Source organism: Capillimicrobium parvum, assembly GCF_021172045.1.
GTDB classification, from domain to species: domain Bacteria; phylum Actinomycetota; class Thermoleophilia; order Solirubrobacterales; family Solirubrobacteraceae; genus Capillimicrobium; species Capillimicrobium parvum.
This window is the reverse complement of sequence record NZ_CP087164.1, coordinates 4,112,751-4,134,143: the sequence shown is the minus strand read 5'-3', so window position 1 is coordinate 4,134,143 and position 21,393 is coordinate 4,112,751. Positions and strand designations below refer to the sequence as shown.

At 73.8% G+C, this 21,393-nt stretch carries 19 protein-coding genes; 12 read left to right on the top strand and 7 right to left on the bottom strand.

The features are described from left to right. Nucleotides 1–6 precede the first annotated feature (6 nt). Nucleotides 7–924: a DUF5996 family protein gene (locus DSM104329_RS20090; RefSeq protein WP_259311631.1), complete on the top strand. Its 918-nt coding sequence runs from the start codon at nt 7–9 to the stop codon at nt 922–924. 127 nt (nt 925–1,051) lie between these two features. Continuing rightward, entirely contained in the window at nt 1,052–1,240 is a 189-nt protein-coding gene (locus tag DSM104329_RS20085) for a hypothetical protein (RefSeq protein ID WP_259311630.1), read from the top strand. A 35-nt stretch (nt 1,241–1,275) separates the two neighbouring features. On the opposite strand, the gene DSM104329_RS20080 is transcribed toward DSM104329_RS20085, so the two are convergent. Both DSM104329_RS20080 and DSM104329_RS20075 read right to left on the bottom strand, forming a co-directional pair. Next, a complete protein-coding gene (locus tag DSM104329_RS20080; RefSeq protein ID WP_259311629.1) occupies nt 1,276–2,472 on the bottom strand; it encodes a multidrug effflux MFS transporter in 1,197 nt (398 codons plus the stop codon). Between the two features lie 143 nt (nt 2,473–2,615). After that, entirely contained in the window at nt 2,616–2,975 is a 360-nt protein-coding gene (locus DSM104329_RS20075; protein ID WP_259311628.1) for a hypothetical protein, read from the bottom strand. A gap of 97 nt (nt 2,976–3,072) precedes the next feature. Here DSM104329_RS20075 and DSM104329_RS20070 point away from each other — a divergent pair, with 97 nt between their 5' ends. Genes DSM104329_RS20070 through DSM104329_RS20055 form a run of 4 tightly spaced genes read left to right on the top strand, consistent with a single transcriptional unit; the run spans nt 3,073 to nt 6,554 of the window. Next, on the top strand, nt 3,073–4,410 hold the full coding sequence (locus DSM104329_RS20070; RefSeq protein WP_407655939.1) for an aspartate aminotransferase family protein: 1,338 nt from the start codon (nt 3,073–3,075) through the stop codon (nt 4,408–4,410). Further along, on the top strand, nt 4,407–5,384 hold the full coding sequence (locus DSM104329_RS20065) for an NAD-dependent epimerase/dehydratase family protein (RefSeq protein ID WP_259311626.1): 978 nt from the start codon (nt 4,407–4,409) through the stop codon (nt 5,382–5,384). The genes DSM104329_RS20070 and DSM104329_RS20065 overlap by 4 nt, the downstream gene beginning before the upstream one ends. Before the next feature lie 35 nt (nt 5,385–5,419). Beyond that, a complete protein-coding gene (locus tag DSM104329_RS20060) occupies nt 5,420–5,839 on the top strand; it encodes a hypothetical protein (RefSeq protein WP_259311625.1) in 420 nt (139 codons plus the stop codon). Then, a complete protein-coding gene (locus tag DSM104329_RS20055; RefSeq protein ID WP_259311624.1) occupies nt 5,826–6,554 on the top strand; it encodes an ABC transporter ATP-binding protein in 729 nt (242 codons plus the stop codon). The genes DSM104329_RS20060 and DSM104329_RS20055 overlap by 14 nt, the downstream gene beginning before the upstream one ends. Here the strand turns inward: DSM104329_RS20055 and DSM104329_RS20050 are convergent. Next, the gene (locus tag DSM104329_RS20050; protein WP_259311623.1) at nt 6,522–7,631 is read right to left on the bottom strand and encodes an ABC transporter permease; all 1,110 of its coding nucleotides are present in this window, start codon (nt 7,629–7,631) and stop codon (nt 6,522–6,524) included. The genes DSM104329_RS20055 and DSM104329_RS20050 overlap by 33 nt on opposite strands. Nucleotides 7,632–7,671: 40 nt before the next feature. Between DSM104329_RS20050 and DSM104329_RS20045 the strand changes: the two genes are divergently transcribed. Next, complete coding sequence (locus tag DSM104329_RS20045; protein WP_259311622.1) at nt 7,672–8,997, top strand: adenylate/guanylate cyclase domain-containing protein; 1,326 nt, start codon at nt 7,672–7,674, stop codon at nt 8,995–8,997. A gap of 114 nt (nt 8,998–9,111) precedes the next feature. On the opposite strand, the gene DSM104329_RS20040 is transcribed toward DSM104329_RS20045, so the two are convergent. The 4 genes from DSM104329_RS20040 to DSM104329_RS20025 form a co-directional block, all read right to left on the bottom strand. Next, nucleotides 9,112–9,627, bottom strand: a complete 516-nt coding sequence (locus DSM104329_RS20040) for an acyltransferase (protein ID WP_259311621.1) — start codon at nt 9,625–9,627, stop codon at nt 9,112–9,114. Nucleotides 9,628–9,632: 5 nt separating this feature from the next. Next, nucleotides 9,633–10,511, bottom strand: a complete 879-nt coding sequence (locus DSM104329_RS20035) for an arylamine N-acetyltransferase family protein (RefSeq protein ID WP_259311620.1) — start codon at nt 10,509–10,511, stop codon at nt 9,633–9,635. Nucleotides 10,512–10,633: 122 nt separating this feature from the next. Continuing rightward, on the bottom strand, nt 10,634–11,299 hold the full coding sequence (locus DSM104329_RS20030) for a GDSL-type esterase/lipase family protein (RefSeq protein ID WP_259311619.1): 666 nt from the start codon (nt 11,297–11,299) through the stop codon (nt 10,634–10,636). Beyond that, nucleotides 11,296–12,525 (bottom strand): 4-alpha-glucanotransferase, encoded by a 1,230-nt coding sequence (locus DSM104329_RS20025; RefSeq protein WP_259311618.1) that lies wholly within the window; start codon nt 12,523–12,525, stop codon nt 11,296–11,298. The genes DSM104329_RS20030 and DSM104329_RS20025 overlap by 4 nt, the downstream gene beginning before the upstream one ends. Nucleotides 12,526–12,570: 45 nt before the next feature. Between DSM104329_RS20025 and DSM104329_RS20020 the strand changes: the two genes are divergently transcribed. Genes DSM104329_RS20020 through treZ form a run of 5 tightly spaced genes read left to right on the top strand, consistent with a single transcriptional unit; the run spans nt 12,571 to nt 21,378 of the window. Beyond that, on the top strand, nt 12,571–14,484 hold the full coding sequence (locus tag DSM104329_RS20020) for an alpha-1,4-glucan--maltose-1-phosphate maltosyltransferase (RefSeq protein WP_259311617.1): 1,914 nt from the start codon (nt 12,571–12,573) through the stop codon (nt 14,482–14,484). Further along, complete coding sequence (gene treS / locus DSM104329_RS20015; protein WP_259311616.1) at nt 14,481–16,160, top strand: maltose alpha-D-glucosyltransferase; 1,680 nt, start codon at nt 14,481–14,483, stop codon at nt 16,158–16,160. The genes DSM104329_RS20020 and treS overlap by 4 nt, the downstream gene beginning before the upstream one ends. Continuing rightward, a complete protein-coding gene (locus DSM104329_RS20010) occupies nt 16,153–17,496 on the top strand; it encodes a maltokinase N-terminal cap-like domain-containing protein (protein ID WP_259311615.1) in 1,344 nt (447 codons plus the stop codon). Before treS ends, DSM104329_RS20010 begins: the two co-directional genes overlap by 8 nt. Next, nucleotides 17,493–19,667, top strand: a complete 2,175-nt coding sequence (gene glgB, locus DSM104329_RS20005; protein ID WP_259311614.1) for a 1,4-alpha-glucan branching protein GlgB — start codon at nt 17,493–17,495, stop codon at nt 19,665–19,667. The genes DSM104329_RS20010 and glgB overlap by 4 nt, the downstream gene beginning before the upstream one ends. After that, on the top strand, nt 19,660–21,378 hold the full coding sequence (gene treZ / locus DSM104329_RS20000; RefSeq protein ID WP_259311613.1) for a malto-oligosyltrehalose trehalohydrolase: 1,719 nt from the start codon (nt 19,660–19,662) through the stop codon (nt 21,376–21,378). Before glgB ends, treZ begins: the two co-directional genes overlap by 8 nt. Nucleotides 21,379–21,393: the final 15 nt, after the last annotated feature.

The window sequence follows — 21,393 nt, the reverse complement described above, 5'->3', positions numbered from 1 at the left end:
CCGGCCATGTCCTCCTGGCCCGCCGTCGACTACGAGACCTGGAGCGCGACGTGCGACACGCTCCACGCCCACACGCAGGTGCTCGGCAAGCTCGCCGTGGCCCTCGCGCCGCCCGAGCCGCAGCTCCAGCACGCGGCGCTGCGCGTCACCGCCCGCGGCTGGGAGACCCTCCCGCTGCCGGCGCCCGACGGCTCGGGCGCGATCGTCGCGGCGCTGGACCTCCACGCGCACGAGGCGGTCGTCGAGCACAGCGGCGGGCGCGGGGCGCGCATCGCGCTCGGCCCGGACCGCGCGGTGGGCGAGGTGACCCGCGACGTGCTGGCCGCGGCCCGCGACCTGGCGGGAGACTTCACGATCGACCCCACGCCGCAGGAGGTGCCGTGGACGGCGCCGCTCGACGAGGACGACGAGCACGCGACGTATGACCCGGCGGCCGTCGAGCGCTTCCACGACGCGGCGACCCGGGCGGCGCTGGTCCTGGCGGCGCTCCGCGCGCCGTTCCGGGGCCGCTCGACGCCGGTCAACGCCTGGTGGGGGTCGTTCGACCTGGCGGTCAACCTCTTCTCCGGGCGCCCGGCGACCCCGCCGTCCGACGACTTCATCATGCGCAACGCGATGGACGTCCAGGAGATCGCGGTCGGGTGGTGGCCGGGCGACCCCCGCTACCCGCGGGCGGCCTTCTACGCGTACGCCCACCCGGCCGTGCCCGGGTTCGACACCGCGCGCCTCGAGCCGGACGCCGCCCGCTGGGACGGTGAGCTCGGCGAGTACGTCCTCGACTTCAGCGACGTGGGGGCGGCGGCCGATCCCCACGGCGCCGCGCTGGCGTTCGGCCGGTCGGCGGTCCGGCACGCGTGCGCGGTGTGCGACTGGGACCCCGCGCTCGCGGCGACCGCCCAGGGCACCCCGCCGCCCGTGCGCTGACGTTCGAGGAGCGGGCGCCCACGGCCCGCTGCTCCTGCGGCGGTTGCGGGACCGCTCGGCGAGATGGCCGAGTGGCGGTCGCGGAGCGGGCGCAGTGCGACCAATGGGTCCACTAGGCTCGCCCGCCATGGCACATCAGCACGCGGAAGGCCACAAGGTCTGGGTCCAGTTCGCCGACGGCGTCCGGCCCGCGATCTTCGTCGGCGGCGGCGAGAACTCGACGTTCTTCGGCGGGCCGCCGCTGGCGTACGTGATCTTCACCGACACGCGCGAGACCGCCGAGGTCGAGATGGACCGCCTCACGCGCCGCGACTGAGCCCGTGGGCGCGCCGGCCGCAGCGCAGGTGAGCCCTACCGCGCGACGACCCGCATCGACGCCAGCGCCCCCAGCCCGCACACGGCGATGACCACCGCCATGGGCAGCGCGGTGTCGCTGCCCGCGATGCCGACGAGCGGGGCGAGGATGCCGGCCAGGCCGAACTGGCACAGGCCGAGCAGCGCCGACGCGCTGCCGGCGACATGGCCGTGGCCCGCCATCGCGAGCACGGTCGCCGTCGGCACGACGAGGCCGTTCGCCACCGCGATGCCGAACAGGCAGGCGAGCAGCGGCCACAGCCCGCCGCCCGCCGCGACGACCACGAGGAGCGCCACCGCCGAGACCGCCACGAGCCACACGGCGCCGTACAGCAGCCGATGCGGCTCGACGAGGCGCCCGGAGACGTGCCCGGCGACCTGGCCCGCCCCGATGAGCGCGGCGGAGTTCACCGCGAAGATGGCGCTGAAGACCTGCGGCGAGACGCCGTGGATGTCCTCGAGGACGAACGGCGATGCGGAGATGTAGGCGAAGAACGCGCCGAACGCGAGCGAGAAGCACGCGACGTAGGGCATGAACGAGCGGTCGGCGACGAGGCCGCGCAGCGTGACGAGCGTCGCCCGCAGGCCGTCGGCGCGGCGCCGCTCCGGCGCCAGGCTCTCGCCGAGGCCGAGCCACGTGGCGACCAGCAGCGCCACGCCCAGCCCGAGCAGGACAACGAACGTGCCCCGCCACGTCGTGAAGTGCAGCATCTGCGCGCCGACGATCGGGGCGACGATGGGCGCGAGCCCCGTGACGAGCAGCAGCGCGGCGAAGATGCGCGTCGCCGAGGGACCGTAGACGTCGCGGACGACCGCCCGCGCGATGACGAGACCCGCGGCTCCGGTGGCGCCCTGCACGAGACGCAGCCCGATCAGGATCTCGACCGTCGGCGCCAGCGCGCACATCCCCGAGCTCACGGCGAAGCCCGCCAGCCCGATCAGCAGCGGCGGGCGGCGCCCGTACCGGTCGGCCAGCGGCCCGGCGACGAGCTGGCCCACGCCGAGCCCCACGACGCACGCCGTGAGCGTCAGTTGCACGACCGAGGTCGACGCGCCGAGGTCGTCGCCGAGATCGGGCAGCGCCGGCAGGTAGAGGTCGATCGACAGCGGCGCCAGCGCCGTCAGCGAGCCGAGGATGAGGACGAGCAGCAGGCCGTGGCGCGCGGCCGTGGCGCGCGCGGGTGGCTGGACCATTGCCGGCACGCGGGCAGTGTCCCCGACTTCGCCGCGGTTCATCACGAGCACGGACATCCCGATCGACGGTGGCTCGCGCCTGGGCGCCGCGGCCAAGCACCTCTCGGACGCCGTCAGGCCCGGAACGCCCGCGATCGCGGCCGTCAGAGCTGACGCGAGGACCAGAGCAGCGCCGCGAGGATCACCGAGACCAGCCCGATCACGAGCCCGATGATCCAGCCCGCCACGTCCTGGCTGACGAGGATCGCCCCGAGCGCCGTGGCGACGCCGACGATGCCGCCCGTCGCGATCAGCCGCATGAACCCGCGCTCGACCTTCGTGCGCCGGCGCTCGCGGCCGGGGATCATGCCCTGGGGGCGCTCGTGCGGCTCGCGCGCCATCTCGGACGGCGTGTCGAAGCGGCCCTCGCGCTCGACGGGCGCCGGCTCGAGCGCCTCCTGGTCGAGCGGAGTCCCCGGCTCCACCTCGCCGGGGCGCCGGTGCGGATCGCCTTCGAGGGTCACGGCGCAACCATACCCCGCACCGCCTGGGACAATTCTCCGGGTGCCCGCCCCCCTGCCCAGCGTCCACGAGATCCTCACGACCCGCCGCGGCGAGGAGATGGTGCTCAACGACCGCGTGCTCAACCCGCAGCTGGGGCGGATCGTCCGCACCCTCGGGTTCGACAGGCAGTGGGTCGCGGGGGAGGGCGCGCACCTGATCGACGACCGCGGCGACCGCTACCTCGACCTGCTGTGCGGCTACGGCGTCTTCGCGGTGGGCCGCAACCACCCGGACGTCATCGCCGCGCTCGAGGACGTCATGGCCGCCCGCACGCCGAACCTGCCGCAGCTCGGCGTGACGCTGCTCGCCGGCGTCCTCGCCGAGGCGCTGGTCGAGCGGGCGCCGGCCTCCATCGGCGCGATGGTCCCGGCCAACAGCGGCACCGAGGCGGTCGAAGCGGCGATCAAGCTCTCGCGCGCGACGACGGGCCGCGACCGCATCCTCTTCGCCGAGCACGCCTTCCACGGCCTGACCCTCGGCTCCCTGTCGCTGAACGGCAACAAGGAGTTCCGCGACGGCTTCGGCCCGCTGCTCGCCGACTGCCGGGCGGTGCCGTTCGGCGACCTCGACGCGCTGGAGCGCGAGCTCGCCGGCGGCGGCGTCGCCGCGCTGATCGTCGAGCCGGTCCAGGGCAAGGGCGTCAACCTCGCGCCGGCCGGCTATCTGCGCGGCGCGCAGGAGCGCTGCCACGCGGCGGGCGCGCTGCTGGTGTGCGACGAGGTGCAGACCGGCATCGGGCGCACCGGCCGGCTGTTCGCGCTCGAGCACTGGGACGTCGAGCCGGACATGATCACGGTCGCCAAGGCGCTGTCGGGCGGGTTCGTCCCGATCGGCGGCGTGCTCGTCTCGCGCCATGTCATGGGCCGCGTCTTCGACGGCATGGAGCGCGGCGTGCGCCACGGCTCCACCTTCGGTACCAACGACCTCGCGGCCGCCGCCGGCCTGGCCACGCTGCGCGTCCTCGAGCGCGAGGGCCTCGTCGAGCACGCGGCGCGGATGGGCGAGCTGCTGCTCGAGCTGACCCGGCCGCTCGTCGACCGCTACGAGATCGTGCGGGAGGTCCGCGGGCTGGGCCTGATGTGGGCGATCGAGCTCGGCCGGCCCGGGGGCGCCGCCTCGCGCTCGCTGTTCAAGGCCGTCGAGCGCGCGCAGCCCGGGCTCATCGCCCAGCTCGTCACCGTGCCGCTCTTCCACGAGCACCGCATCCTCTGCCAGGTCGCCGGCCACGGCATGAACGTCGTGAAGGCGCTGCCAGCGCTCGTCGTCGAGGAGGCCGAGATCCGCCGCTTCGCCGCCGCGCTGGAGGAGGTCGTGGCCGCCGCCGAGCGGCTGCCGTCGGCGATGGCGTCGTTCGGCTGGCGGATGGCGCGCCAGAGCGTCGCCGCACGGCGGTGAGGGCTCTCGTCACCGGCGCGAGCGGGTTCATCGGCGCGCACGTGGTCGCCGCGCTCGCGGCCGAGGGAGCGCAGGTCCGGGCGTTCGACCGGCGCGCGCCGCACGACCTGCCGGACGGCGCCGAGCCGGTCGCGGGCGACGTGCTCGACCGCGACGCGCTGGCCCGCGCGATGGACGGCTGCGACGCGGTCTTCCACCTCGCCGCGGTCTACAGCTTCGCGCGCGCGGATGCGGCGCTCATGCAGGCGGTCAACGTCGACGGCACCCGGGCCGTGCTCGACGCGGCGGCGCGCTGCGCGTCCGTGCGCCGGGTGGTGCACACGAGCTCGTGCGCGACGTGCGGGCCCGTAGCGGGCCGCCCGGCCACCGAGGCCGACGGCCCGCCCGGCTACGAGCTCGCCGTCCCCTACAAGCGCACGAAGCTGGAGGGTGAGCGGCTGGCGCTGCGGGCCGCGCGCGAGGGCCGCGAGGTCGTCGTCGTCAACCCGACGACGCCCGTCGGCACCGGGGACCGGCGCCCGACGCCGACGGGCAAGATGGTCGCCGACGTCGCCGCCGGCCGGGCGCGGGCGTACCTGCGCGGCGGGGCGCTGAACGTCGTCGCCGTCGCCGACGTCGCCGCGGGACACATCCGCGCGTTCGAGCGCGGCCGCACCGGCGAGCGCTACCTGCTCGGCGGCGAGAACCTGCTCATGCGCGACGTGTTCGCCCTCGTCGCCGCCGCGGCCGGCCGCAGCGCGCCGCGGGTCGCGATCCCGTGGCGAGCCGCGTACGCCGCGGCCCGCGCCGCCGGCGCCGCGCTGCGCCCGCTGGGGCGGGAGCCGGCGCTGCTGAACGTCGACGAGGTGCGCCTCGCGCGGCTGCCGATGCGCTTCGACGATGCCCGCGCCCGGGCGCAACTGGGCCACCGGTCACGGCCGGCCGCCGAGGCGCTGGCCGAGGCCGCGCGCGCCGCCGGCGCACAGGAGGCGTGACCTATGCTTGCCGTGACCCAGACTTCCGGAGGCTCATGACGACCATGCGCGCACGACTTCTCGCCGTCCTCGTCGGCATCGCCGCCCTCGCCATCCCGGCGGCTCCCGCATCGGCCGCCGGATTCTCGGCCCAGCTCAAGGCGCCGAACCACTCGCCGAAGGGCGGCGCGAAGAGCTGGCGGATCACGGTGAGCGCGCGCACGCGCTCCGGACAGCCGCTGCGCGCGACCGCGGTGTACAAGTTCCTCTACAACGGTCAGGTCGTCTCCACGCAGAACCCGTGGCCCGGGCACTCGAAGGGCGGCCCGCGCCCATGGAGCTTCCGCGGCAGCTACCGGGACACCATCCTGTGGCCCGCCCGAGCCGCCGGCTACCCGATCACCTTCCGGGTCGTCGTGTCCTCTCCCGGGCGGGGGAGCGTCAACCTCGACTGGAAGGTTCGTGTCCGCCGCTGACCGCCGCGAGCGCGGGGCGGCGATCGTCGCCGAGCAGGTCTGCCGCCGCCACCCGCCCGACATCGTCGCCGTCGACGACGTCTCGCTGTCGATCGAGCGCGGCGAGTTCGTCGTGCTCACCGGGCCGTCGGGATCCGGGAAGACCTCGCTGCTGTCGCTGATCGGCGGCCTCGACCGCCCGACGTCCGGCCGGGTCCTCATCGACGGAACGCCGCTGGACGAGATCCCGAGCGACCGCTACCACCGCGAGGTCGTCGGCTTCGTCTTCCAGCACCACAACCTGCTCGGCCACCTGCCCGCGCGCGGCAACGTCGAGATCCCGCTCATCGGGGCGGGCATCGGCCGGCGCGAGCGGCGCGAGCGCGCGGAGGCGCTGCTGCGCGAGGTCGGGCTGGGCCACCGCGTGAACGCGCTGTCCTCGACGCTGTCGGGCGGCGAGCGCCAGCGCGTCGCGGTCGCCCGCGCGCTGGCCAACGACCCGCGCCTGCTGCTCGCCGACGAGCCGACCGGCGCGCTGGACTCCGAGTCCGCCGAGCGCGTGCTCGACCTGCTCGAGGACGCACGCGAACGGCGCGGGGCGACGCTGCTCGTCGTCACCTACGACCCGCTGCTCGGCGACCGCGCCGACCGCCTCCTGCACCTGCGCGACGGGCGCCTCGTCGACGAGCCCGACCGGCCGTACCTACGGGCCGCCACCCAGCAGCCGCAGGGGTGACACGCTCGTCCCGCGCCAGGCGGGATAGAGGCCGCCGAGGATCCCGATCGCGACGCCGATGGCCAGCGCCTGCCAGACGGTGTCGAACGTCACCTGCGGCGAGACGACCGACGACACGCTGAGCGCCTGGTTGAGGGCGTCGGCGCCGATGATCCCCAGCAGCATCCCGAAGCCCGCCCCGATGATGCTCGTCGCCACCCCCTCGGCGAGCACCAGCGACGCGATCCGCACGCGCTTCCAGCCGACGGCCGACAGCAGCGCGAGCTCGCGCTGGCGCTCCATCACCGCCATCGCCATCGTGTTCGTCACCCCGAGGCCGCCGACGATGAGCGCGAGCGCGGCCACGATCGTCACGGTCTTGCGCACGAGCTCGCCGTTGGCCCCGACGCGCGCGGCCTCCTCGGGCGTCCCGATGACGAGGGTGCCGGGGTTGGCCCGTCCCACCGCGGCCTCGACCTGCTTCTGGCGCGCGCCCGGGGCGAGCTGGACGACGATGTTCGTCGCCTCGGTCCGGCGCCGGTGGGTGAGCTTCTGGGCGCTGCGCAGGTCGAGGACCGCGCCGGTGTCCTCGAAGAAGATGCCCGTGTGGTAGACGCCGGCGACCCGGAACGCGCGCGTCTTGACGCGCATCGTGTCCCCGGGTCCGAGCTTGAGCCGCCTGGCGAGCTGGTCGCCGACGAGGATCTGCCCGGGCCCCAGCGCGTGGCGGCCCCTCGTGACGACGAGCCGCTGCGCGAAGAAGCCGTCGGGCTCGGCGCCGAAGACGACGGCGGCGGGATCCTGCTTGACGCCCTCGACGACGAGCAGCAGCGGGGTGGCGGCCGAGACGTCGGGCCGGCGCTCGAGCTTCGTCGCCAGCTCGGTCGGCAGGATCGACGCGGTCGGGTCCGCGATGCCGGCCTGGAAGAGGCCGAAGTCCGACTGGCCGAGATGGACGAACTCCGCCGCGGTGCGCTTCAGGCCCGCGCCGATCGACAGCAGGGCGACGATCGTGGCCACGCCGAGAGCGATGCCGATCGCGGTGGCGATCGTGCGCCCCTTGCGCCGGGTCAGGTTCGTGAAGACGAGCCGCAGCACGGGCCCGAACGCTATCGAGGGCGAGGTAGTCTGCCGCGCCGTGGTGCCGCGCACGCAGTACGCCCGCAACGGCGACGTCAGCCTGGCCTACCAGGTGGTGGGCGACGGGCCCGTCGACCTCCTGCTCAGCATGGGGTTCGTCACGCACGTCGAGCTCGTCTGGGAGGCGCCGGGACTCGCGCGCTACATCGAGAGCCTGAGCCGCCACACCCGCCTGATCATCTACGACCGGCGGGGCACCGGGATGTCCGATCCGGTCACCTCCGACGACGTGTGGGTGCACGCGGCCGACCTCGGGGCGGTGCTCGAGGCGGCCGGCAGCGAGCGCGTCGCGCTGCTGGGCTACACGACCGGGGGACCCGTCTGCATCGCCTTCGCCGCAGCGCATCCCGAGCGCGTGTCGCACCTGATCCTGTACGGGGCCTTCGCGACGAACCAGCGCAGCGAGGAGGTCCACTGGACGCTGACCGCCGAGGAGCGGCAGGCGGTGTTCCACGAGCAGATCGAGCACTGGGGCGAGGGCCTGCTGGCCGATCGCGTCGCGCCGAGCTGCGCCGACGACCCGCAGCTGTGCGCGTGGTTCGCCCGGCTCGAGCGGCTGGCCGCCAGCCCCGGCACGGCGCGGGCCAGCGTCATGGGCGGCGTGACCGACGTGACCGCCCAGTTGCGCGACGTCCGGACCCCGACCCTCGTGCTGCACCGCACCGGCGACACCCTCATCGACGTACGTCACGGGCGCTACATGGCGGAGAAGATCCCGGGCGCGCGGCTCGTCGAGCTGCCCGGCACCGACAGCCTGCCCAGCTCGGGCGACAGCGTCCGGCTCGTCGCCGAGATGCTCGAGTTCGTCAGCGGCGGCCCGGTCGGCGGGATGTTCGAACGGGCGCTGCGCACCGTCCTGTTCACCGACATCTGCGACGCGACGGGGCTGGCGGCTCGGCTCGGCGACGCGCGCTGGCGATCGCTGCTGGGGGCGCACGACCGCGCGGTGGACGTGCAGCTCGCCCGCCACGGCGGCCGGCGCGTGAAGAGCACGGGCGACGGGGTGCTGGCCACGTTCGCGGGCCTGCCGTCGGACGCGGTGCGCTACGCGCGCGACCTCGTCGAACAGCTCGCGGATCTCGGCATCGAGGCGCGCGTCGGGCTGCACACCGGCGAGTGCGAGCTCATCGGCGACGACGTGGGCGGGATGGCGGTGCACATCGCCGCGCGCCTGTGCGCGATGGCGGGACCGGGCGACGTCGTCGTGTCGGGAACCGTCTACGGGACGGTCGTGGGCTCCGGCCTGCCGTTCCGCGACCTCGGCATGCACGAGCTCAAGGGCGTCTCCGGGCGCTGGCCGATCTTCGCTCTCGAAGCCGGCTGAGCGCGCAGCGGCCGAGCAGCTCCGCCCAGTCGGCGACGCCCGCGACGAAGTGGCCGAGCGGGCCGGTCACGTACCACGCGGCGATCCGCTCGCGCGGGCCGGCGGCCCGTGCGGTCACCGGGCGCGAACCGTCGCCGGGGCGCCCTCGGCCGCGCCGCCGGCCGGCACATCGGCGGCCAGCACCGCGTGCGCGCCGACGCGGGCGCGCGGGCCCACCGCCACGCCGGCCAACACGCAGGCGCCATGGTCGAGGATCGCGCCGTCGCCGACGCGGACGGCGGCGACGTGCAGCGGCTGGGCGCGGATCGGCGTCTCCGGATCCGCGGGGGCGGGCTCGAAGTCGGTCACGGTCACCCAGTCGCCGAGGCGGACGTCGGCGCCCAGCTCGATGCCGCCGAGCGCCACGACCGTGCAGCGCTCGCCGAGCACGCTGCGCCGGCCGACGGCGACCGTGCCGGCGCGGGCGATGAGCCGCGTGCCGTCGCCCAGCCGGACGCCGTCGCCGATGACGATGCACGCGCCGGGGTCGGCTTCGAGGCGGACGCGGCGCCCGCAGGTCACGCCCCGGCCGAGGCGGACCCGGGGGCGGAGGCGGTGGCGCAGCAGGCGGGCGCGGGCGCGGAGGGGCATGGTCGTCAGGCGCCGGCGGAGGCCGCGGCCGTGCGCTCCCACGCCTCGTGCTGGGCGGCCGCGCGCTCCCACGCCTCGTGCTGGGCGGCCGCGCGCTCCCACAGCCGCTCGATGCGCGCCGGGCCGAGGACGTCGGGGTCGATGCCGAACGTCGCGTCGAGCACCTCGGCGAGGTCGTCCGCGCCGGCGACGAGGCGCCGATCGCGATGGCCGGGCCCGTCGACCGCGACGGTGCGCGCCCGCAGCGAGACGAACCGGTCGGCGGACGGGCGCTGGACGACGAGGGTCTGGACGAAGCGCGACTCCGGAGAGGTCGACACCCGCTCGTGGTGCGGCGCGAAGGCGTCGTAGCCGACGGCGCCGGCGCCGATCCGGATGCCGGGCACGGCGACGTGCTCGTCGAACGTCCACCACCAGCCGCCGTCGTCCTCCTGTGCGAGGCTCCAGCTGAAGCTCGACCCCGCCAGCGTGTGGCGGCCCTCCGCGAGCGGGAGCGTCTGCAGCGGCCCCTGGCCGAACCCGACCTCGGCGAGGCGCGGCCCGGCGTCCTGCGGCGTGACGACGAGCCCGAGGTGGTTCGTGGGCGAGGGCACGTCGCGCGGGCCGACCACCGACTCCCGCCGCTGCACGCCGAACCCGAGCTGCTCGGCCATCCACGCGAACAGCCCGTTGAGCTCGAAGCAGTACCCGCCGCGCCCGCCGGCGAGCACGCGCTCCTGCACGCGGTCGAGGTCGAGCGGCTCGGTCTCGCCGAGGTGGATCGCCAGATCTTCGAACGGCACGCGCGCGACGAACGCGCGCTGCAGCGCGTCAAGGCCGGCGAGCGTGGGCGGCGGCGCCGAGTCGAGGCCGATGCGGTCCAGGAGTGCGTCGAGGTCGGGCATGCGGGAGGCACGGTATCGAGCCGCGAGCCCGTCCCGGGGCGAGCGGGGCGCGACGTGCGTCACCTTCTGCCCACCCCTCGGGACAAAACTGACGCACGTCGGTGGAAGCGGTCCGGCGGAGCTCAGGTCCGCTCGCGCAGGCGCCGCGCCCAGTCGCGCCCCACCGCCGCGGCGTGGCGCGTCACCGCGTAGCGCGCCGCACCGAGGGCGGAGCGGTCGGCCGAGCACAGCGACGACGGCAGCACGTCCGCGCCCAGCGCCCGCGCCGCGCGGTCGGCGACCGCCAGCTCGCCGAGCGCCGTGAGGTGCACCGCGTCCGGGAGCACGACCTTCCACCCGCGCAGGCCGGCCAGCCCCACGAGCGCCGCGCCCACCCGGCGCGCCTCCCGGGCGATCGCGTCGTTGGCCGCCAGCACCTTCACCGGCCCGGCCCGGGGACGCCCGAGGTCGAGCGGGATCGTCGGCATCACCACCCGCGCGCACACGCCGGCGACCGCGCCGGCGGCGGCCGCGAGGCCCTCCGCGTACGCCGCGGCGTCGAAGTCCGCCCCGCGCACGTCGTTGACGCCGATCCACAGGCACCCGACCTCGTAGGGCCCGTCGAGCGCCGGCACCTGCGCGGCCAGCAGGTCCGGCACGCGAGCGCCCGGCGCGGCGAGGCCCGTGTAGGACAGCCCGAGCGCGGTGGCCAGCCACTGCGCCCACGACCACGCGCGCACGCCGAGCATCGGCGCCACGTCGCCGTCGGTGATCGAGTCGCCGAGCGCGACCAGCCCGGGCCGCGTCACGGCAGCCGGCCCGCCTCCTCGCCGACCTCGCGCAGCCGCCGCCCCAGCGCGGGCGTCAGCGCGCCGGCGGCCATCCGCCAGCGCCACGACCCGGTCGCGCGCCCCGGGACGTTCATCCGCCCCTCGGAGCCGAGCCCGAGCACGTCCTGGGCCTGCACCATCGACACCTGCGCCGGCGAGGACGCGCACAACCGCACGAGCCGCCACCACGGCTCGCGGTCGTCGAACCCCGCCGTCGCCGTCGCCGCGTCGACGTCGCGGCGGATCTCGCCGGGCAGCGTCTCGTACCAGCCGCGCAGCGTGTCGCTGTCGTGCGTCGCCGTGTAGACGATCGCGCGCCTGCGGTGGTTCTCCATCCGGTGTGGGCCGAGGGGGTCCTCGGGGTCGAAGCCGAACTGCAGGACCAGCATGCCGGGCAGGGCGAGCGAGTCGCGCAGCCGCTCGACCGCCGGCGTGATGATCCCGAGGTCCTCCGCGATGAGGGGCAGCCGGCCCAGCTCGGAGCGCGCGGCGTCGAGCACGGCGCGGCCCGGCCCGCGCCGCCACCGGCCGCCCCGGGCGTCGCGGGCGCCCGCCGGTACCGACCAGTAGGCGACCAGGCCGCGGAAGTGGTCCAGGCGGGCGAGGTCGAAGTGGCCGAACGTCCGCCGCAGCCGCTCGACCCACCAGCGGTAGCCGGTGCGCCGCAGCCGCGGCCAGTCGTAGAGCGGGTTGCCCCAGAGCTGTCCCGTGTCGCTGTAGGCGTCGGGCGGAACCCCGGCCTGCACGCCCTCCTGGAAGAGCCACGGCCACGTGCGCTGGTCCGCCCCGCCCGGCGCGACGTAGATCGGCACGTCGCCGATGAGCCGCACGCCCGCCGAGGTCGCGTAGGCCCGCAGCGCGGTCCACTCGCGCTCGAAGCGCACCTGGTCGAGGACGGCCCGCCGCCCGCCGGCCACCGCGGCCCAGCCGTCGATCCAGAACGCCTCGCGCGTGCGGAACGCATCCTCCTCGTCGAGCGACACCCTCGCCCGCGGATCGGCGAGCAGCCCACGCCAGTTCGCGAAGGCCGAGCTCGCCTTGTACGGTGAACGGGCCCGGTCCGGCGGACCGAGAGGCAGCATCTGCCACCACGTCTGGCCCGCATCGTGCAGCCAGTCGACGAAGCGGTAGGCACCATCACCGAGCCGGCCTTCGGGCAGCGACGTCAGATGCAGCTGGACGCCGCTCGTTCTCGGGAGATTCACGAGACGAGGTTAGGAATCGTGCGAAGACGGAAGTACGAGCACTTGGTGCCGAGTTCCCCCGACCAGCCACCCCCACGCATCCAGATCGAGGAGCCCGCGCCCAGGGTCGACTGCGGCCGCTATCCGGCGAAGGCGTGCGTCGGCGACACCGTCGACGTGTTCGCCACGATCTTCAAGGACGGCCACGACATCCTGCGCGCGGTCGCCCGGTACCGGGCGCCGGGCTCCGAGGAGTGGCACGAGGCGCCGATGCGGCGCATCGACGCCCACGTCGACGGCGACCGCTGGCAGGGCTCCTTCCGCGTGACGGCGCAGGGGCGCTGGACGTGGTCGGTGCAGACGTGGACCGACGCCTACGCCACCTGGCACTCGGAGATCGAGCGCAAGGTCGCGGCCGGCCAGGATGAGTTCTCCGGCGAGCTGTCGGAGGGCGCGGTCCTGCTGCGCGACGCCGCCGTCCGCGCCGGCCACGGCGCCGACGCCGACCGCCTGACCGCGGCGGCCGACCACCTCACCGTCGACGCCGCGCTGGACCCGGAGCTGCTGGCGCTCACCGAGCGCTACCCGGACCGCACCGGCGCGAGCGTGCTCGACGCGCCCCTCATCGTCGACGTCGACCGGCCGCGCGCCCGCTTCGGTGCCTGGTACGAGCTCTTCCCGCGCTCCTGGGGCGGGCTGCGCGGCGTCCAGGAAGCGATCCCGCAGCTCGCCGAGCTCGGGTTCGACGTCCTCTACCTCCCGCCGATCCACCCGATCGGCACGACGAACCGCAAGGGCCGCAACAACGCGCTGCAGGCCGGCCCCGACGACCCGGGCAGCCCGTGGGCGATCGGCTCCGCGGAGGGCGGGCACGACGCGATCCACCCCGACCTCGGAACGATCGAGGACTTCGACGCGATGGTCGCGACGGCGCGGGAGCACGGCATCGACATCGCGCTGGACTTCGCGATCCAGTGCTCGCCCGACCACCCCTGGCTCAAGGAGCACCCGGAGTGGTTTCACCGCCGCCCCGACGGCACGCTGAAGTACGCCGAGAACCCACCCAAGCGCTACCAGGACATCTACAACGTCAACTGGGACACGCCCGACTGGGAGGCCCTGTGGGACGCGCTGCGCGACGTCGTCATGCACTGGGTCGACCACGGGGTGCGGGCCTTCCGCGTCGACAACCCGCACACGAAGCCGCTGCCGTTCTGGGAGTGGCTCATCGGCGAGGTCCGCGCCGTGCAGCCCGACACGATCTTCCTGGCCGAGGCCTTCACCCGCCGCGCGATGATGCGCACGCTCGCGAAGGTCGGCTTCAGCCAGTCGTACACGTACTTCACCTGGAAGAACTCGCGCTGGGAGCTCACCGAGTACGTCAACGAGCTGGCGCACTCGGGCATGCAGGACTACTACCGGCCGAACTTCTTCGTCAACACGCCGGACATCCTCACCGAGTACCTGCAGCACGGCGGGCCGCCCGCGTTCGCCCCGCGGCTCATCCTCGCGGCGACCCTCTCGCCGACGTACGGCATCTACTCGGGCTTCGAGCACTTCGAGAACGTGCCGGTGCGACCCGGCAGCGAGGAGTACCTCGACTCCGAGAAGTACGAGATCAAGGACCGCCGGCTCGACGGGCCGCTGCTGCCCCTCGTCGGCCGCCTGAACGAGATCCGCCGCGACCACCCGGCGCTCCAGCACCTCGGCAACGTCACGTTCCTGGAGACCGAGAACGACGCGCTCATCGCCTACGCCAAGCGCCACTCCGACGACGTCGTGATCTGCGTCGTCAACATCGACCCGCACAACCCGCAGGAGGGCGTCGCCGTCATCCCGTACGAGCTCGGCCTGCCGCCCGTCTTCCCGGTCGTCGACCTGCTGGGCGGCGAGCGCTTCGACTGGCAGATCGGGCGCAACTTCGTGCGCCTGCATCCGCCGTACCGCGCCGCCCACGTCCTCACGACGGTCCCGCGATGAACCCCGCCCAGCAGTGGTTCGAGGCCAACCCGCTCTGGTTCAAGACCGCGGTCTTCTACCAGGTGCTCATGCGCGGGTTCCACGACGGCAACGGCGACGGCCACGGCGACATCGTCGGCCTGCGCGAGAAGCTCGACTACCTGCAGTGGCTCGGCGTCGACTGCATCTGGATCATGCCATTCTACCCGTCGCCGCTGCGCGACGGCGGCTACGACGTCGCGGACTTCACGAACATCGACCCGGTCTACGGCACGGTCGACGAGTTCCGCGACCTGGTCAGCGACGCCCACGAGCGCGGCATCCGCGTCATCGTCGACATGGTCATGAACCACACGTCGACCGACCACCCGTGGTTCCGGCGCGCTCGCCACGCGCCCCCGGGCTCGCCGGCGCGCGACTGGTACGTCTGGTCGGACACGCACGACCGCTACACCGACGCACGGATCATCTTCATCGACACCGAGACGTCGAACTGGTCGTGGGACGACGTCGCCCAGGCCTACTACTGGCACCGCTTCTACAACCACCAGCCCGACCTGAACTTCGAGAACGTCGAGGTGCAGGAGGCGATGCTCGACGTCCTGCGCTTCTGGCTCGAGCTCGGGCTCGACGGCTACCGCCTGGACGCCGTGCCGTACCTCTTCGAGGCGGAGGGCACGAACTGCGAGAACCTGGCCCCGACGCACGCGTTCCTCAAGCGCGTCCGCGCCGAGATCGACGCCGCCTACCCCGACACCGTGCTGCTGGCCGAGGCCAACCAGTGGCCGGCGGACGTCGTCGAGTACTTCGGCGACGGCGACGAGTGCCACATGGCGTTCCAGTTCCCGGTCATGCCCCGGATGTTCATGGCCCTGCGCCGCGAGGACGCGACGCCGATCGCCGAGATCCTGCGCCAGACGCCCGAGATCCCCGACAACTGCCAGTGGGGGCTGTTCCTGCGCAACCACGACGAGCTCACGCTCGAGATGGTCAGCGACGAGGATCGCGACTACATGTGGAACGAGTACGCGAAGGACCCGCGGATGAAGTCCAACCTCGGCATCCGCCGGCGCCTGGCGCCGCTGCTCGACAACGGCCGCGACGAGATCGAGCTCATGCACGCGATCCTCTTCTCGCTGCCGGGAAGCCCCGTCCTCTACTACGGTGACGAGATCTCGATGGGCGACAACGTCTATCTGGGCGACCGCGATGGGGTCCGGACGCCGATGCAATGGACCGGCGATCGCAACGGAGGCTTCTCGCGCGCCGACTTCGCGCAGCTCTACGCGCCGCCGCTCATGGACCCCGTCTACGGCTACCAGGCGGTCAACGTGGAGGCGCAGCTGCGCACGCCGACGTCGCTGCTGCGCTGGCTGCGGCGCTTCATCGCGCTGCGCAAGGAGCACCCCGTGTTCGGGCTCGGCACGCTCGACGTCCTCGAGACCACGAACCCGCGGATCTTCGCCCACATCCGCACCTTTCGCGACGACGTCGTGCTCTGCGTGCACAACGTCGCCCGCAGCGCCCAGGCCGTCGAGCTCGACCTCAGCGGCTACGCCGGCCGCCATCCCGTCGAGATGTTCGGGCTGTCCCGGTTCCCGCGGATCGGCGAGCTGTCCTACCTGCTCACGCTCGCGCCGCGCGGGTTCTTCTGGTTCACGCTCGAGGCCGACGAAGAGGATGCGGCCGATGACTGACCTCGACGCGATGATCGACGACGAGCAGCTCGTCGAGTGGCTCACGGCCCAGCGCTGGTTCGCCTCGAAGACCCGCGACGTGGCCGAGGTGACGGTCGCCGAGATCCTCACGCTGCGCGAGGACCCCCCGTTCGGCATCGGCCTGCTCGAAGCGAGCTTCCACGCCGGCACGCACGAGCTCTACCAGCTGGTGCTCGGCGTCGAGCGCGGCCGCGTCGCGCTCGACGCGCTGACGAGCCCACCGCACGCCGCGGTGCTCGCCGACCTCCTGCGCGAGCAGACCGTCTGCGAGTCGGCGTCGGGCACGATCGAGTTCCACTGGCTGCCCGACGCGCCGCCGCTGCCCGAGCGCACGACGGTGCGCCCGATCGGCGCCGAGCAGTCGAACTCGTCGGTCGTCCTCGACGACGCGTTCGTGCTCAAGGCGTTCCGGCGCCTGGAGCCGGGGGAGAACCCCGAGCTCGAGATGCTGCGCTTCCTCTCCGCCCGCGAGTTCCCGAACATCGCCACGCTGACCGGCTGGTACGAGATGCACGGCGACCTGCTGACCGCGACGCTCGGCATCGCGCAGGAGTACGTCAGCGACGGACGCGACGGCTGGGAGCTCGCGCTCGACGAGCTCGGCGCCGACCCTCAGCGCTTCCTCGACCGGCTGCACGAGCTCGGCGAGGTCATCGGCCGCATGCACGCCGTGCTCGGCTCGGACCTCACGGATCCCGACTTCGCGCCGGAGGAGCCGGCCGGGGAGGGCCTGTCGCTGCTGACCGCCACGATCGACGAGGAGATCGAGCGCCTGTTCATCCGGCTGCCCGACGACGAGCCGGCGCTCGAGCCGATCGCCGGCCGCGGCGAGGAGATCCGCGACCGCCTGCAGATGATGTCCCACGTCGGGACCGGCGGCCGGCTGATCCGCCACCACGGTGATCTGCACCTCGGCCAGACGCTGCGGACGCCCGATCGCTGGGTCGTCATCGACTTCGAGGGCGAGCCGGCGCGGCCGCTGACCGAGCGCCGCCGCAAGCGTTCGCCGCTGCGCGACGTAGCCGGGATGCTGCGCTCGTTCGCCTACGCCGCCTCGGCCTCCGAGGTCCTGCGCTCCAACGCCGTTCCCGCCGATTGGGAGATCCGCGCGCGCGAGACCTTCCTGGAGGGGTACTTCGAGTGCATGGAGATGAGCCTGCTGCCCGCCGGCCAGCGCGCGATCGAGAGCCTGCTGGGGATCTTCGAGCTCGAGAAGGCGGTCTACGAGCTGCGCTACGAGCTCGACAACCGGCCGCAGTGGGTCAGCATCCCGGTTGCCGGGATCGAGCGTCTGCTCGAGGAGCCGATCGGATGAGCGCCAAGGTCGACGCCCTCGTCGCACGCGACACGGCCGATCCGCACAGCATCCTGGGCGCGCACCCCTCGAAGAACGGCGTGAAGATCCGCGCCTACCGGCCCGCGGCGGAGGCGGTCAGCGCGGTGGTCGACGGCCAGACCACGAAGCTCAAGCGCTGCCATCCCGACGGCGTGTTCGAGGGCGTCGTCAAGGACGCGGAGATGCCGCTGAGCTACGAGCTCGACGTCCGCTACCCGGACGGCAACGAGTTCCGCATCCAGGACCCGTACCGCTTCCCGCCGACGCTCGGCGAGCTCGACCTGCACCTCGTCGGCGAGGGCCGCCACGAGCGGCTGTACAACCGGCTCGGCGCCCACGTCACCGAGGTCGACGGCGTCGCGGGCACGGCGTTCGCGGTCTGGGCGCCCTCCGCGCGCTCGGTGAGCGTCGTCGGCGACTTCGACTCCTGGGACGGGCGCCTGCACCCGATGCGTTCGCTCGGCTCGTCGGGCGTCTGGGAGCTGTTCGTCCCCGGCGTCGGCGAGGGCGCGCGCTACAAGTTCGAGATCCGCGCGCAGTCCGGTGCGCTGCTGCTGAAGGCCGACCCGGTCGCCTTCGCCGCCGAGATGCCGCCGGCGACCGCGTCGGTCGTCACGCGCTCGCGCCACGAGTGGGGCGACGACGCGTGGCTGGCCGAGCGGGCGGCCCGCGAGCCGCTGAGCTCGCCGGTGTCAATCTACGAGGTCCACCTCGGCTCCTGGCGGCGCGATCCGCGCGCGCCCGACTCCTGCCTGAGCTACCTCGAGCTGGCCGACGAGCTCGCCGCCTACGCGAAGGACATGGGCTTCACCCACGTCGAGCTCATGCCGGTGATGGCGCACCCGTTCAGCGGCTCGTGGGGCTATCAGGTGACGAGCTACTACGCGCCGACGCCGCGCTTCGGCACGCCCGACGAGTTCCGGGCGTTCATCGACCGCCTCCATGACGCCGGCATCGGCGTGCTCCTCGACTGGGTTCCGGCGCACTTCCCGCGCGACGAGTGGGGCCTCGCGCGCTTCGACGGCACCGCGCTCTACGAGCACGAGGACCCGCGCCGCGGCGCGCACCCCGACTGGGGGACGCTCGTCTTCAACTTCGGCCGCAACGAGGTCCGCAACTTCCTGCTGTCCAACGCCCTGTTCTGGAGCGACGAGTACCACGCCGACGGCATCCGCGTGGACGCCGTCGCCTCGATGCTCTACCTCGACTACTCGCGCAAGGCGGGCGAGTGGATCCCGAACCGGTTCGGCGGCCGCGAGGACCTCGACGCGGTCGAGTTCCTCAAGGAGCTCAACGAGCTGCTGTTCGCCCGCGAGCCGGGGATCGTCACGGCGGCGGAGGAGTCGACCGCCTGGCCCGGCGTCTCGCGGCCGACCTACCTCGGCGGCCTGGGCTTCGGCTTCAAGTGGAACATGGGCTGGATGCACGACACGCTGACCTACTTCCAGCGGGACCCGATCCACCGCCGCTACCACCACCACACGCTGACCTTCAGCCTGATGTACGCGTTCAGCGAGAACTTCGTGCTGCCGCTCAGCCACGACGAGGTGGTCCACGGCAAGGGGTCGCTGCTTCAGAAGATGCCCGGCGACCGCTGGCAGCAGCTCGCCAACCTGCGCAGCCTGTACGCGTACATGTGGGCGCACCCCGGCAAGAAGCTCCTGTTCATGGGCGGCGAGCTCGCGCAGGAGCGCGAGTGGAGCCACGAGCGGTCGCTGGACTGGCACCTGCTCGAGGACGCCGGCCACAGCGGCGTCCAGGCTCTCGTGCGCGACCTCAACCACGTCTACCGCGACACGCCGGCGCTGTGGGAGCGCGACTTCGACTCGTCGGGCTTCTACTGGCTCGAGCCCAACGACGCCGACCGCAACGTCGTCGCGTTCGCGCGCGCGGGCAACCCGGGCACGGAGCACCTCGTGTGCGTCTGCAACCTGTCGCCGGTCCCCCGCGAGCGCTACCGCGTCGGCCTGCCCAGGGGCGGGCGCTGGCTGGAGGCGCTGAACACCGACGCCGGCCTGTACGGCGGGTCCAACGTCGGCAACATGGGCGGCGTCGACGCCGAGCCGGTGCGGTGGCACGACCAGGGGCACTCCGCGGAGCTGACGCTCCCGCCGCTGGGCGTCGTGTGGCTGGTGCCAGAGCGTGGGTGAGCAGCAGCTGGGGGCGGTGCCGGCCGGCGACGGCCGGGCGCTCGTGCGCGTCTGGGCGCCGCGCGCGGATGCGGTGGCCGTCCGCGTGGCGCGGCGCGGCGAGACGGCGCTCGAGCGCGAGGAGCGCGGCATGTGGGCCGGCGCGGTGCCGGCAGGCGGGGGCGACGACTACTGGATCGTCCTCGACGGGCGGCGCCTGCCGGACCCCGCCACGCGCTGGCAGCCGCGAGGGCTGCGCGGCCCGTCGCGCGTGCTCGACACCGCGGCGTTGCGCTGGACCGACGACGGCTTCACGCCGCCGGCGATGGAGGATCTCGTCGTCTACGAGCTGCACGTCGGCACGTTCACGCCGGAGGGGACGTTCGACGGCGCGATCGCCCGGCTACGGGAGCTGGCCGAGCTCGGCATCACCGCGGTCGAGGTCATGCCGGTCGCCGAGTTCCCCGGCGCCCGCGGCTGGGGCTACGACGGCGTCTACCTGGCCGCGGCGCAGTCGTCCTACGGCGGGCCCGAGGCCTTCGCGCGCTTCGTCGACGCGGCCCACGGCGCCGGCCTGGCGGTGATCCTCGACGTCGTCCTCAACCACGTCGGCGCGTCGGGCAACCGGGCGCTGCGCGCGTTCGGCCCCTACTTCACCGACAAGTACTCGACGTTCTGGGGCGAGGCGATCAACTACGACGACGCCGGCTCGGACGCCGTGCGCGAGTGGGCGTGTCAGTCCGTCGAGCACTGGGTGCGCGACCTGCACGTCGACGGCGTGCGCCTCGATGCGATCCACGCGATCTTCGACCAGCGGCCCGAGCACATCGTCGCCGAGGTCGCCCGCCGGGTGCATGCGGCACGGCCGGGCGCGATCGTCATCGCCGAGAGCGGCCTGAACGACCCGAAGGTGATGCGGGGGGCGGGTGGCAACGGGTCAGGCGGGTGGGGCTGCGACGCCGCGTGGGCCGACGACTTCCACCACGCCCTGCGCACGCTCGTCACCGACGAGCGCGACGGCTACTACGCCGAGTTCGGCCGCGTCGCCGACCTGGCCAAGGCGATGCACCGTCCGCACGTCCACGACGGCACCTGGTCGGCGTTCCGCGACCGCACCTTCGGTGCGCCCGCGGACGACCTGCCGCGCAGCGCGTTCGTCGTGTTCGATCAGAACCACGACCAGGTCGGCAACCGCGCCTTCGGCGACCGGCTGCCCGCCGAGTCCGCGCCGCTCGCCGCGTTCGTGACGCTGCTGTCAGGCTTCGTGCCGATGCTGTTCATGGGCGAGGAGTACCGCGAGCGCGCGCCGTTTCAGTTCTTCTGCGACCACATCGACAAGCGGATCGCCGACGCCACCCGCGAAGGGCGCCGGCGCGAGTTCGCGGCGTTCGCCGAGTTCGCCGGCGAGGAGGTGCCCGACCCGCAGGATCCGGCCACGTTCGCGCGCTCGAAGCTCACGTGGGACGAGGACCGCACGCATCGCGATCTGGTCAAGGCGCTGCTGCGGACCCGCCGCGACGTCCGCGGCGAAGCGGAGTGCCGCTTCGACGAGGACGCCCGCTGGCTCGTTGTGCGCCGCGGAGACCACGAGCTGGCCTGCAACTTCGCCCGCGAGCCGCGGGCGGTGCCGGTCGACGGCCGCGCGCTCGCACTGGCAACGCACCACGACGACACGCGGATGGGCGCCGGCGCGGTGGCGCTGCCCGCCCTGGGGGGAGCTCTCATCAAGTGAGACCCTGCGGGTCCT